The sequence below is a fragment of the Phycisphaeraceae bacterium genome (assembly GCA_020639155.1).
In the GTDB taxonomy this organism is placed as follows: Bacteria; Planctomycetota; Phycisphaerae; order Phycisphaerales; family UBA1924; genus JACKHF01.
Window position 1 is genome coordinate 1,410,760 of the sequence record JACKHF010000001.1, and the last position, 13,724, is coordinate 1,424,483.

The window sequence follows — 13,724 nt, forward strand, 5'->3', positions numbered from 1 at the left end:
CTACGACAAGAGCACCTTTGCCTGTGCTGAGGACACAGTTGCGTCTCTACTTGAGGAGCAGACGACTGAGGAACACCCTGGGATGCTGCTCGGAAAGGTGCAAAGTGGTAAGACCAGAACATATATTAGCGCTATGGCGCTTGCGTTCGATAATGGGTATGACGTGGCTGTAATTTTGACTAAGAACTCCCGTGCATTGGTTGAGCAAACTCGGAGGCGGCTGGACGAGGAGTTCAACTCGTTTATCGAAGACGCTGAACTCGAAGTGTTCGACATCATGACGGCGCCTACTACATTTACTGCATTTGAACGCGAGGCTAAGCTGATATTTGTAGCAAAGAAACAGAAAGATAATCTCCGTCGGCTCATTGAACTACTCAAAGAGGGTTGCCCCGCTCTTGCATCACAAAAGATGTTGGTAATAGACGACGAAGCTGACGCAGCCTCAATCGGATATTCTAAGCAAAAGGATGTGATTGAGGCCAGGACCATAGCCAAGGCAGTAAGCGATGTGCGATCTGCAAGCAAAGACGTGTCGTTTCTACAAGTTACGGCAACGCCCTATTCGCTTTACCTGCAGCCAAGCGACATTGTTGTTGGCAATTCACCTGACTTTCGGCCGACTCGGCCCCGTTTCACGAAGCTAGTTCCAGTCCCAGAAGCTTATGTTGGCGGAGATGTCTACTTCGGCGAGGCTGCCCGAGACGAAGAGCTAACTGTGGAGCGAAGCATTCATGTATCGGTTTCCCCTAACGAGCTTGAGATTGTGAAATCCCCTGATCGTCGCCGATTTAAAGTTGAGGAAGTTTTGGAGCATCCCGCAATCGAAAGCATGCGGCGTGCGTATGTCACATTCCTAGTCGGAGGGTGTATTCAGCGTCTAAACGGAATTGTCAACCAGATTGCACAACGCAAACTCCGCTACTCATTTCTGATCCATTCAGAGGCTGCCAGGGGTTCGCATGAGTGGCAGGAGAGAATTGTTTCGGAACTTAATAATGAGTTCACAAAGGCTGCAATGGAGAACACTGCGAGATTCCAAGATTTAGTCAGGGAAGCATATCAGGATCTATCGGAGTCGATCAGGCTTGCAGGTACCAGGCTACCCAACTTTGAAGAAGTTATTGATGCTGTGAAGGGAGCCGTGCGCGACGAGTACATCACAATCAACAAGGTGAACTCCGACAATGATATCATTGCGATGCTGGACAAGGATGGGCAGCTAAGACTGCGAAGCCCACTCAACTTCTTTATTGGTGGGCAGGTTCTAGATCGCGGGGTTACCCTCGCAAACCTACTGGGCTTCTACTACGGGCGTCGGCCACATAAATTCCAGCAGGACACGGTACTGCAGCACTCGCGAATGTATGGCTACCGGCGTCAGGATCTCGCGGTCACCCGTTTCTACACGAGTAATTACATACGCAACGCAATGTTTGAGATGGAAGAGTTTGATTCGGCTCTTCGTATGGCAATTTCTGATGGCCACGAGTCTGGTGTTCAGTTCATTCGAACAGCGGAAGGTGGTGGAATCATCCCCTGTAGTCCCAACAAGATTCTCGTAGCAACAACGCAAACCCTAAAGCCGTTCCGACGAATACTGCCGATCGGGTTCAACTCCGACTACATGAATCGCATTAGTGGTGTTGTTAATGAGATTGACAGAATTGTCCTTGAAACCTGTGGATTCAATGCGGATGAACCCGTACTAGTTCCGCTCGCAACGGCCCTGAAGATATTCAATCTAATCGAGCGAACATTGCTGTTTGAGCCAAAAAAAGATGATGTGCGCCCGTTCAACTGGCAGGTGGCTCGCGATGTACTCGGACATCTCGCCAACCAACACCCAGATAGAGCGCAACGTGGACAGGTATATATTTGGGCAGCAAACGGTCGCCAGTCAGCCCGTTACGCGAGTGCTGGCTCGCACGCGAGATTCATCGAGACTCCAGATTCTGAGAAGACGGAAGGTCGTATTGCTAGAGCCCATGCTCATGACCATCCAATTATGTTTCTTTTACGACAAGAAGGAGCAAAGGAAAAGGGCTGGCGGGACGCGCCATTCTACTGGCCGGTGATTCGAGCACAGAAGAATACTCCTACAACCGTCTATTCCGGAGAATCTCTTGACTAACACCAATTCGGACACAAGTGATGGACTTTCGAATAGCTGACACATTTACATCTAGCCTTGGAAGGCTCACAAATGGTGAGCAGAAATCTGTTAAGATCACGGTGTTTGACCTGCAGTCGGATCCAGCCAATCCTGGGTTCCAGTTGCATAAGATCGAGCGGTGTAAGGATCCGAATTTCTGGTCTGCACGGGTTAACCGAGATATTCGTTTAATCATTCACAAGACTAATGGTAGCCTTCTCTTGTGCTATGTTGATCACCATGACAGGGCTTATCAATGGGCTGCTGGACGGAAGATCGAAACGCATCCTCGGACAGGTGCAGCACAGATTATTGAGATTCGAGAACTCGTTCGCGAGATCGAGGTACCTCAATATGAATATGTCGATTCATCATCGGAATCGCCTTCTTCAACATCGTGTGCGCTCGACGGAATAACGGAGCAGCAGTTGCTGGACTACGGCGTTCCTCCCGAGTGGGTCTCAGACGTCCTCGGTGCGAACGAAGACGAGCTGCTGCATCTCACAGATCATCTGCCTGCCGAAGCAGCTGAAGCGGTTCTGTGCCTTGCCACCGGCACCGTGCCAGAGGTGCCTGTCCCGGCAGGAGTCAATGATGATCCATTCTGCCATCCTGATGCTGAGCGTCGATTCCGCTTAATGACGGATGTCGAGGAGCTCAAGCATGCCCTCGATTATCCGTGGGACCGCTGGACTGTCTTCCTTCATCCGGCTCAGCGTTCGACGGTTGAGCGTGACTTCAAAGGACCGGCTCGTGTTGCTGGGTCAGCAGGTACAGGCAAGACGATTGTGGCGCTGCATCGCGCCGTTCGTCTGGCAAGGACCATTCCTGACGGCAAAGTACTACTCGCCACTTTTTCAATACCTCTTGCCAGAAATCTTCGTGCAAAGGCGACCCGCTTGGTCGGTGAGGATTCCAGAGTTTGGGACAGACTTGCGGTCCGTTCATTAGATGACTTTGCTCTAGAGATGTACGAGGAGACCTTTGGTCGTGCTCAGGTTCCGACTGCCGCGATGCTCGAATCTCTCATTCGTGATGCACTCAGAGTGTTACCCCGGCCTATGTCAGCGGCGTTCGTCGCGAGCGAGTGGTTCGACGTTGTCGATGCTTGGCAGCTGGATACTTGGGAAGAGTATCGAGATGTCCCGCGTCTGGGTCGTAAGACGCGAATGGGTGAGAAGCAGCGTAAGTTACTTTGGCCGGTGTTCGAGTACGTCAGAGGGGTACTGCATAAGCGTGGTTCTGTCACGATGGCAAATGTCTATTCAGAACTCACGCAACACTTGCAAGATACTGGTGAGAGCCCTGTGGTCGCAGTCGTGTTGGATGAGGCACAGGATGTGTCTGTTTCCCAACTTCGCTTCCTGGCAACGCTCAGTAGTGCTCGCGAGAACGGCTTGTTCTTCGCAGGCGACCTTGGACAGCGGATATTCCAAACGCCCTTTTCATGGGCTTCACTCGGTGTGGATGTGCGAGGGCGATCGCAGACGCTGCGAATCAACTACCGCACATCGCATCAGATCCGGCGACAAGCGGACAGGCTTTTGCACCCCGTGCTGTCAGACGTTGACGGGATCACTGAATCGCGGAAGGGGACGGTGTCGGCATTCAATGGGCCGAACCCGTCTATAAAGCTTGCTGCAAACGACATGGAGGAGCGAGAGCTGGTGGGTGCCTGGATTCAGGAGATTATCGATCGCGGTGTGCTTCCAGAGGAAATCGCGATCTTTGTGCGTTCTTCAGCGCAAATGCCGCGAGCGTTGGCGATGATCAACAAGGCGGGCATTGAAGCATTGCTCTTGGACAATGATGAGGGGCTGAAGCGAGGTGCCGCGACTGTTGCAACGATGCACCATGCGAAAGGGTTGGAGTATCGTGCTGTTGTGGTTGCATGCTGCGATGACGAGATTATTCCGCTGCAGGATCGAATCTCAGGGGTCACGGATGACTCAGATTTGGCGGAGGTCTACAACACTGAGCGTCATCTCCTCTATGTCGCCTGCACGCGAGCTCGCGATTTCCTGCTGATTACTGCTGTTGAGCCAGCATCGGAGTTTCTTGATGACTTGGCCGCGGTGTCTGACGGGGTCCACTGATTCGGCTGAGTACGCTGTAGCCCGGCAAAGTCGGAGAGGGGGCAACGTTCAAGGTCTTCCAGCTCTCAGGCAAGGGTAGCCATCCTCGTATCCGGTCCAGATAAGGCTTTTTCATTCCAGCAGCACAAATCCCCGGACAATTAGCGATGGCGTGCACCAGTGAAATATCCTCTGGTGAAACACGTGGTATTTAGCTGGCGGATCTCGCGCTTCTTCACGCGCGATTGCCGCTCTGCAGACTATGTGATTCAATGCTCTGGTGACCAACGTCTGGTCGTCAGAATCTCCAAATTCCGATGTGTTGTCAAGGCTTGAAGGGCATCTGAATCCGAAGCAGGGCGAAACGGCTGGAGCCAGCTCATATCGATACCGTGCTAGCAGGTACATACACAACGAGTCGGTGGTTTAGTGCCATGTCGTCTGGCGTAACACGCTGGATCTTGGGCTTGGATTTCCCGCTTTCCCACGCGCGATTGCCGCTTTGTGGAGACATCTTCGGTCCGACAGATCAGAGAATACTGATCGGTCTACAGACCCCTTGAGAGCGCCACTCAACCGCTGTCGTCTGAGTTCTGACCCCACCGGGGACGGTAAGAATAACCAGTGCTGGCAGACAGAAGGCTGGTGCCCCACTGTGTGCGCGTTATGTGGTCGCAAGAGACCTTCGACTCAGCACCTCCAGAATCCTATAGGGTTGGCCTGCGCGAAGGGGGAGTAGATCATGGAACCCACACCGAGCCGAGAAGACGAACTCGCCAGGCTGTGTAATCGCGCACAGGCACTCGTGCGAGAACATGCGTGGCTCGGCGACGAGATTCGAGCCGCCTTCCTCGCGTTCATGGAACTATCGAAGCGATTCGGTGCCAAGACAACTGAGATAGAGCAACACCGGCAGCGTCAGATTCGCGAACTGCTGACAACGAAGGGAAGGTTGGTTGATCCTGAGACAAGAAAAGGCGGCATAGCCTGGTACGACTATTTCGACGGGCTGTGCCCGACGGAACTGGATAAGTGCCTACGAGAAACTTCACGATACGAGGTCCTTCCGCGCAAACTTGAGCGGAAAGCCGCCGCCGCAGCACATGCCGCTTGGGATTGGAACCAGAAGCACCAAAGTAGCGATACCACCCCGCGCCAGCGTCGGTTGATGGAAGATCGGCGCAAAAGGGCCGTGGAAGCCAACACCCATGTGATACGAACTTGGGAAGTCACGATTGTGTGCCCATTTGGTGGACAAGAGCCCGCCAATCCTTACAGTTTCGAACGGACCGAGTTGCAGCGATTCCCAGATGCTGACTTTCATACGATCGCCCTCTACCGGGTTGGGGGGCTGGCTGACGCTGGTTCATTGCGTCCGACGATGCCAGAGGCACCATCTACAGGTCAAGAGAAAGAGGATGGAGCAGCCTATGTGACGTGGCGGCATCGACTCCCCATACTTGAAGAGGACTTTGACGAGAACCTACCGGGACTGAATCCCCGAGCCTTCCCTCCGGACATCCTTGAACAGATGCTGGATTACGTTGAGAAGTGGGTATCAAATGGAGAGCCGAATATGGACACATCGCAGGGAGCACAAAACGAGAGCGATGCCGTAGGCTCTTCAGTCCCGGCTCTCACCTCGAACCAATCGCAAGTACTACGAACTATGGCAAGGTTTGATGCGTCGTGTCTTTTGTTCACAAAGACGATCGAAGAGGAAATGGACCAAAGTATTCGTTTATCCGAACGAACCATTGGGCCGATTGTGCAAAAACTCATCGAACTCCATTACGCCGAGCGGCCCGAGGGCGATCGAAAAGGCGCACGGTTGACTATCGATGGGCGCAAGCTTGCGTCGAAGATTGCCGACTGATTGCCAGTTGTTTACATCTTAGTTTCGGCTTGATTGCTGAACACTATCGAATGCTCTCGGTATGACAACCAGAGTATATTCATCAGAACCAATACCGCTCAATTTGGCGGCTCGATGCCTTCGCGTCCCGGCGCGATGGTTGCGGGAAGAAATTGAAGCCGGGCGTATTCCAGCACTGATCGCTGACCGGAGCGTGCTTGTCCACGTGCCGACAGTCGCGCGCATCCTCACCGACCGCGCTAAGCGTGAGGGGGTGCCCAGTGCGAAATGACACTCAGACCCCCGAACCTCTCGCGGTACGCCCACGCGAAGCTGCAAAGCTGCTCGGAATAGGACAGCGCACGCTGTGGGCACTAAGCCAGCCGCGTGGCGATATTCCGACGATCCGAGTTGGTACAGCTGTCCTTTACCCAGTTGAGGGGCTGAAGCGTTGGCTCGCCGACCAGCAGAAGGGGGGTAGGCAATGACTTTGCCATCCCCATACAACGAAATCGCCCCGTCTGGCAACGGGGCAGTCGACTCCACAAAGGCATGCGAGAATCTCCAACATCATATCCGACCAGAGCGTCAATCGCCATCGCGTAAGTACGCACCCGACACATCGCGTGCAGCAGCGGATCGCGTACGCGGATACACAACCCGTCTAGGTAAACTCGAAAAGCGAAAGCTTGTAACTCGAACTCGACTACGCAGGGTTACGTCGGGTAGCAGGCCAGCATGTGTATTTGTTTTAACAGCGTTACCACGCGATGTGGGCATGGGAGGTGTGGCATGACTCAAGACACTCTTCTTGATGCTGCACTGGGCTTTCACCAGCTCGGCTGGAGTGTGCTGCCCGTAGACATTCACAAGAAACCCGTTGTGCGCGGCTGGAAGCGTTATCAAAGCGAACAGGCGGACGCGGACCAACTTACCCAATGGTTCACGCCGGGCGCGTCAGGCGGTCGGATTGAGGGCGTAGCGGTGATCCTCGGCCAAGTATCTGGTGATCTGGTCGTGCGCGATTTCGATACAGCCGACGGATATGCACTCTGGTCTGAGAAGCATCCTGAGTTGGTCGACGTTCTGCCAACTGTCAAGACCGCACGCGGCCACCACGTCTACGCACGTATCGCCGGGTGTAGGACGCTCAAGTTTCCTGATGGTGAACTACGAGCAGATGGTGCCTACGTCGTCGCGCCGCCGTCGCGTCACATTGCAGGCGTGACATACACATGGTTGCGCGCGCCGTCGTCGGTTGAATCGATTCCGCTTGTAGATGTTTCAGTTTTCTGCGAACCTGATCCGTGTGAACCAAGAGAAACAAGAGAAACCAAGCCATTACCGGCATGGCCTGTTGCTCCTGATAGTCCTGCAGTTCCTGAATGTCCTGATGTTCCTAGGACTCCTGTGATTCTTGAAACTCCTGTGATTCCTGAGTTTCTTGGGTGTCTTGTGCATCTTGGTTCTCAAGAGTTGCAAACACAAATAGAAACTGCGATTGCTCAGACGGTTCCAGCGGGTGTCGGAAAGCGTAACGATGGCATCTTTCGATTCGCGCGTCGCTTGCGCTCGATTCCGGAGTTGTCGGGTTGCGCTGGAATATCAATGCGCGATATTGTTAGGCGTTGGCATGAGGCAGCATTGCCGACAATCGGCACTCGTGATTGGGATGAAACATGGGCAGATTTCCTTCATGCCTGGGAACGCGTCAAGCAGCCCTATGGTGAAACGCTCGATGGCGTGATTGAGAGGGCTTCTAAAGCAGATGATCCACCATGTGCATTGCGTTTCGACTCAGAGAAAACTCGACTCTTGATTCGACTGTGCCGAGAACTGCAGCGCATGGCTAGCGGCGATCCATTCTTCCTCAGTGGGAAAGTTGTGGCTGGCGTTGTTGGATTGGAGATCGCAACAACATATCGCCGGCTAGATTTGCTGGTTCACGAAGGCGTACTGGTCAGAATCAGGAAGGGTCATACCGGTCGGGCAAGTGAGTATCGGTACCTTGGTGGATGAGTTGTTGAATGCGCCGTCTGATGAGCGTTCGCTAATTTGAATCAGGTGCTTGCGTGCCAGCAAGGAATCAAGTATGCTGAGACCATGACACGATTGCACCAACAACTACTGAAAGCAATTGAATCGAGCGGTCGCACGAGGTATCAGATTGCCTTGGACTCGGGCGTGTCCGAGGCGCAGCTATCACGCTTTGCGAATCATGGTCAGCGATTGACTGTGGAAAGCTGCGAACTTCTTGCAGACGCACTCGGATTTCAGATAGCGCTAGTGCCGAAGGCAAAGACTCGGAAGGGAAGGTGAGGTATGGCAAGTATCGCGAGAGACAGTGGCGGATCGAAACGGATTCAGTTTGTGAATGGCGATGGTGAGCGCAAGACGATCAGGCTCGGCAAAGTACCCGTCAAGGCTGCCGAGACGTTCAAGCTGCGCGTGGAGAAACTGCTCGCGTGTACCGCTACGGGGCAGCCGATGGATGCGCAACTTGCTGCCTGGGTCGGTGATCTGCCCGAAAAGATGCACGAACGGCTCGCGCGTGCTGATCTAGTTGAGCCTCGCGCCGGCGCGGCCATCGTGACGCTTGGCGGCCTGCTGGAGCGGTACAAGAGTGCGTCAACCGTGAAGCCATCGACGCGCGCAGCATACAAGCAGACGATGGACAGCCTGCGAGAACACTTCGGCGATGATCGACCTATCCGTTCGATCACATCCGAGGATGCAGACAAGTGGCGGAGTTGGATCGCAGACCCCGAGCAATGTGGGCGCACACTCGCGCCAGCAACGATAGCCAAGCGTGTGTTCGTGGCTCGCGCAATCTTCAAGCGGGCAGTGAGATGGGAGCTGATCGAGTCCAGCCCATTCATTGGTGTGCGCGCCGGCTCGCAAGCAAACCCAGACCGGTCAGCCTACGTCAGCCGCGAGACGATTCAGGCTGTGCTTGACGCGTGCCCCGATGCGGAGTGGCGCGCGATCGTTGCACTGACTCGTTTCGCTGGGTTGCGATGCCCGTCAGAGGTCGGATTGCTTCGCTGGTCGGATGTGAACTGGGAGCGCGGGCGCTTGACGGTGCGCAGTCCCAAGACTGCGGGGCACGAGGGACACGCGGTGCGGGTTGTACCAATCGTCCCGGAGTTGCGCTCGATCTTGCTGGACGTGTTCGAGCACGCGACGGTGGGAGAGGAGCAGGTTGTGCCCCGGCTCAAAGATCCGCGAGCGAATCTGCGCACGCAGATGCAACGGATCATCGCCCGAGCTGGCGAGACACCGTGGCCGAGGTTGTTCCACAACCTGCGTGCGTCGTGTGCGTGTGACTGGGTCGAGCAGTTCCCTGCCCACGTTGCAGCCGGATGGCTGGGGCACAGTCCACTTATCGCTGCTCAGCACTATCTGCAGACTCGGGATGAGCACTTCAACTTGGCTGCGGGCCTAGAGGCTCAGGACAGCAATGGGGAGGCGGTCCAAAAAAGCGGCGCAGAATGCGGCGCACGAGTGGCGCAATTTGCGGCGCAGCACACATCCGCGACCGTTCGCACAGATTCGCACCAATCGATCAAAACACCGAGAAATACAGGGGTTTTGCGAGCCGACGCGAACACACGCGAATCGGCTACAAACAAGGAAAGTGGGCGAAGAGGGATTCGAACCCCCGAAGGCATTGCCAGCAGATTTACAGTCTGCCCCGTTTGACCACTCCGGCATTCGCCCGCATTGCATTGCAACAGACCGTCAGGCCCGCGCGTGGCAGGCTCATCGGACCGGTTAAGCCGGGAATATAGGCACAAACCCGCGAAACTACAAGAAAAACGCCCTTGTGGGGTCAATACGATGTGTCTTGATGCCCAATCTGCCCCCACAATCCGATACAAGCCCGGTCCCTCCAAGTCCGCTGCTGGCTTTGATCAATCCGGGCGACGATCAACTGGTCCCGTATGCGATCGAGTCTGAGGCCGAACTGGTGGTGCCTGCGATCCCGATGCTCTCGCATCTCGTGCCGCCAGCGATCGAGTACGCCACACTTCGCACCTCGTGCGTGATGTTTGATGAGCCGCACAGACGCGTTCTCACGGTCCGCGGAAATGATCGTGTCGGTTTTCTGAACTCGATGCTCACGCAGGAACTCAAAGACATCGGTGACGAGGGGAGGCCGAACGCGCGCTCGTCGTTCTGGCTGAACCAGAAGGGGCGTATCCAGACGGATCTTCGTGCGGTGGCGATTGCTGATCGCATCATGATGACGTGCGATGCGCACGATGCGAGCGCGTGCGCGAGATCACTCGATACATTCCTCTTTGCTGAGGACGTTGCTATCCAGGAAGCGCACACAGAGTGGCATTGTTTCAGCCTGCATGGTCCAGCGTCGCGCGATCTGCTCGCGGAAGCCACCACGAACGCAGACGCCGCGCACAGGGTTCGCGAACTGGATGAGGATCATGCGATCGAGATCGACATCGGCAGCTCCCGTGTCGTCGTTGATCGATGCGATATTGCTGGTGTCGTCGGGCTTTCGCTTCTTGTTCCACGTGACCATGCAGTGGATGTTGCAGAGAAACTACTGACACTCGGGAACTGGCAGCGGCACGAGCCGATGTACGAGGCGAACGCTGCAATCGAGAAACACCTCGCTCATCTCGAAGACCCGAGCACAAAGACGCGCATACGGCCCATCGGGTGGTACGCGATGAACACAGCGCGTATTGAAGCGGGCACGCCCATCTTCCACGTGGACTTCGGCACAACATCACTTCCTGCGGAAACGAGCGTGCTCAACGATCGCGTATCGTTCACGAAAGGGTGCTATCTCGGGCAGGAGGTGGTCGCTCGTATGCACGCGCGCGGGGCTGGCAAGCAGTTTGTCCGCGCGCTCAAGCCCGTCGAAGCGGACGGAATCCCCATCCCGCGTGACGCGCATAACCAATATCTCCTCTCAGTCGCTGGAACGCCGTTGTTTCCAATGGAGTCGCGCAATGCGCTCCTGCGAGGAGACATTGATGTAGGGCAGCAGCATGTCGGCACCATCACCAGCGCCACCATCAGCCCCATGCTCTCCGGGCTTCCCGTCGCACTTGCGACCGTGAAGTGGAAGCACGCTGCGCCCGGCACAAATCTGCTGACCATCGCGGAGGGCGAGCTTGTTGTGATGCAGGTGCAGGAAGAACTGAGATTTGTATAAGGATGCTGGGCGTGTCGGATCCTGTGCTTGACATTGTGCGAGAACGCATGCGTGAGATTCGAATGCGGGAGGGAGGCTCGATCGAATCTTGCCGCGCGGTTGTGCTATATGCTGGCAATGTTCCGGACGCGGAAAGTTTCGAGTCGTTCCGGCGTCAGATGCGCGAACACCCTCGCGTTGCGCACACAGAAGATGATGCTGTTTCGATCATGGAAGATATTTACAGCTTTGTGCTTGTGTGGGATGAGCCGCTGGGCACGGGCATCGAGCAGCATCTTTGCACGCTGGTGGAGGTCGTCGATCCTTTCGATCCGTTTGTGCGCTCGTTTGAGTCTGCGACAAACCCGGTTCGAGCTGTGATCACAGATGAAATGACAGCGAAATCGGCGCCGTTGGTGTGATCTGTATTGGCGGAGCAGCCCCTTGAGACGAAATGTGACGAGATTCGTAAGTCATTCGATACACGGTGCCACTGCTTCATCGTAACGCGATAGCAATCTGTGGGACAGACCTATACACTGGTGCCTCCTTTGTGCCAAATTACTGGCATCCGGCTGCATATTGATTTCCATAGCAAATATAATCGAATATGTTCAATATGCCATTCATGTCGCAATCGGCATCACATGTCAGTGAATCAGGAACAAAGACAACAGCAATTGGGTCGCCGCTGAGTCCGCCAGTTAATGGGATTAAAAACTCTCCGATATATTGTCCTGTCGTTCGATCATACTTCAGGAACCGACCATTCCCACCAAGATCAACCACATATAGAACATTCGGCTCTGGGCCAATAGTGATGTACTGGGGATTCATTGGAAAGACTTTAGTCTTTGGCGGCAAAAGTTGGGTCACAAGACCATTATTTAAATCTTTTACAATAATATTATCTGTTTCCGGTGATGATACAAAGAGCCTGTTTTGTGGGTCAATTACGCAACTATTCGGGGAGTTAAGGCCTGCTTGCTGCACACTAATTGCCTCTTCAATAAATATCCCCGTGCTGCTGTACTTCAGTACACGGTCAGAGTTGTCGCTGACCACATACCAGTTACCCATGGAATCCTGAGCAAGATCGTGCGGTCCATCAAGTGCGTTGCCAGGCTCGATAAACGGGCTGATTTGTCCGCTCGCAGTGTCGACTCTGACTACCCGATCATTTCCAAAGCTTGTAACATACATCATGCCGTCGCTGCCGAATGCGAAGCCCGATGGTGATTGCACTCCGCCCGCACCCGGTGCGATCGCTTGTACACGAGGTTTGCCAGTAATGCCATCGTAACGAAGCACGTTATTGCTCACGGTTGCAGATACATAGAGATCGCCATCCGGGCCAAACACAGCCTTGTGTGGGCCATCAAGATTGGTGAGGCCGGTACCAACAAAGTGGTCAACGGGTGAACCGCTCGGATAGTCGTACCGCACAACTTTGTCTCCGCCAAAGTCGACAACAAGAATCTGTGACTGTGCATACCCATAGCTTGCACACAAGCTGCCAATGCACATTGTTACAGACATCAAGCCGTTGCTCTGCATAACCGTGCTCCAGAAGTTCAGACGACTTAAAATAGCTCACGACGTGTTCAAGCTTTGGTGGTTTATTTTATCAATATGTCTGAGCTGCTGTTCGTATCTTGAGCTAGGTAAGATTGCTAGTTTTGAGTTACTCCGCCTGCACGGCGTTCCTCAACACACCAATCTTCTCCACCTCGACCTCGACGACGTCACCGGGTTTGAGCCATTGCGAAGGTTTCATAGCTGCGCCGACACCCTCGGGTGTGCCGGTCATGATGACGGTGCCGGGGTAGAGCGTGATCCCGCGCGAGAGATCGGAGATGAACTTTGCAACGGGGAAGATCATGTCGGACGTGTTCGAGTCCTGGCGCTGCTCGTTGTTGACACGGCACGTGATGCGAAGGCTTTGCGGATCTGGGATGCTACTTGCGGGGATAACCCAAGGTCCGATGGGGCAGAAGGAGTCGAAGCTCTTGCCTCGGACGTACTGCCCGCCCGATCCGTTGCGCTGCCACCATCGCGCGGTCACGTCGTTCCCGCACGTGTACCCGAGGACGTGCGAGAGTGCGTCGGCTTCGGACACGTTGCGCATTTCCTTGCCGATAATGACGACGAGTTCCGCTTCATAATCGATCTGATTGCCGCCGGAGTCCGGCTCGATTGCCGCCGGTGGGATGACGATGTCGTCACCGTGCAGACGTGCGGTGCCGGGAAGTTTCGTGAAGATGATGGGGCGCTCGTTGACCTCGTGCCCCTGCTCCTTCGCATGCGCTGCGTAGTTGCGTCCGAGGCAGATAATCGTGTGCAGATGCAGATCGCCCGCGGGTGTTTCAACGGCAATACCGAAGGGCGATGCTTTTTTCAGCGTCATTGCGCCCGCAGGCATAGAAGCGTATGTTGACATGGCGACACGTCACTCCGTGTGGATGTGGGTTTCTA

11 protein-coding genes, 1 tRNA gene and 1 pseudogene are annotated in these 13,724 nt (G+C 54.8%); 10 read left to right on the plus strand and 3 right to left on the minus strand.

Going from position 1 to position 13,724, the window contains the following annotated elements:
- Window positions 1-82 precede the first annotated feature (82 nt).
- From H6815_06015 to H6815_06050, 8 genes and pseudogenes are all read left to right on the plus strand, one after another.
- Window positions 83-2,134, plus strand: a complete 2,052-nt coding sequence (locus H6815_06015) for a DEAD/DEAH box helicase family protein (protein ID MCB9859995.1) — start codon at window positions 83-85, stop codon at window positions 2,132-2,134.
- Between the two features lie 20 nt (window positions 2,135-2,154).
- A complete protein-coding gene (locus H6815_06020; protein MCB9859996.1) occupies window positions 2,155-4,251 on the plus strand; it encodes a UvrD-helicase domain-containing protein in 2,097 nt (698 codons plus the stop codon).
- A 721-nt stretch (window positions 4,252-4,972) separates the two neighbouring features.
- Window positions 4,973-6,106, plus strand: a complete 1,134-nt coding sequence (locus tag H6815_06025) for a hypothetical protein (GenBank protein MCB9859997.1) — start codon at window positions 4,973-4,975, stop codon at window positions 6,104-6,106.
- 61 nt (window positions 6,107-6,167) lie between these two features.
- Window positions 6,168-6,377: a hypothetical protein gene (locus H6815_06030; GenBank protein MCB9859998.1), complete on the plus strand. Its 210-nt coding sequence runs from the start codon at window positions 6,168-6,170 to the stop codon at window positions 6,375-6,377.
- A complete protein-coding gene (locus H6815_06035) occupies window positions 6,367-6,573 on the plus strand; it encodes a helix-turn-helix domain-containing protein (GenBank protein MCB9859999.1) in 207 nt (68 codons plus the stop codon). The genes H6815_06030 and H6815_06035 overlap by 11 nt, the downstream gene beginning before the upstream one ends.
- A 304-nt stretch (window positions 6,574-6,877) precedes the next feature.
- Complete coding sequence (locus tag H6815_06040; protein ID MCB9860000.1) at window positions 6,878-8,104, plus strand: bifunctional DNA primase/polymerase; 1,227 nt, start codon at window positions 6,878-6,880, stop codon at window positions 8,102-8,104.
- Between the two features lie 84 nt (window positions 8,105-8,188).
- Window positions 8,189-8,404: a helix-turn-helix domain-containing protein gene (locus H6815_06045; protein ID MCB9860001.1), complete on the plus strand. Its 216-nt coding sequence runs from the start codon at window positions 8,189-8,191 to the stop codon at window positions 8,402-8,404.
- Between the two features lie 3 nt (window positions 8,405-8,407).
- A pseudogene (locus H6815_06050) lies at window positions 8,408-9,499 on the plus strand (site-specific integrase).
- Window positions 9,500-9,723: 224 nt separating this feature from the next.
- Here the strand turns inward: H6815_06050 and H6815_06055 are convergent.
- A tRNA-Tyr gene (locus tag H6815_06055) sits at window positions 9,724-9,805 on the minus strand.
- Window positions 9,806-9,935: 130 nt separating this feature from the next.
- On the opposite strand from H6815_06055, the gene H6815_06060 reads away from it, so the two are divergent.
- Both H6815_06060 and H6815_06065 read left to right on the plus strand, forming a co-directional pair.
- Window positions 9,936-11,270, plus strand: a complete 1,335-nt coding sequence (locus H6815_06060; GenBank protein ID MCB9860002.1) for an aminomethyl transferase family protein — start codon at window positions 9,936-9,938, stop codon at window positions 11,268-11,270.
- 11 nt (window positions 11,271-11,281) lie between these two features.
- A complete protein-coding gene (locus H6815_06065; protein ID MCB9860003.1) occupies window positions 11,282-11,671 on the plus strand; it encodes a hypothetical protein in 390 nt (129 codons plus the stop codon).
- Between the two features lie 139 nt (window positions 11,672-11,810).
- On the opposite strand, the gene H6815_06070 is transcribed toward H6815_06065, so the two are convergent.
- Together H6815_06070 and H6815_06075 are read right to left on the minus strand one after the other, a co-directional pair.
- Window positions 11,811-12,806: an NHL repeat-containing protein gene (locus tag H6815_06070; protein MCB9860004.1), complete on the minus strand. Its 996-nt coding sequence runs from the start codon at window positions 12,804-12,806 to the stop codon at window positions 11,811-11,813.
- A 127-nt stretch (window positions 12,807-12,933) separates the two neighbouring features.
- The gene (locus H6815_06075) at window positions 12,934-13,689 is read right to left on the minus strand and encodes a fumarylacetoacetate hydrolase family protein (GenBank protein MCB9860005.1); all 756 of its coding nucleotides are present in this window, start codon (window positions 13,687-13,689) and stop codon (window positions 12,934-12,936) included.
- Window positions 13,690-13,724: the final 35 nt, after the last annotated feature.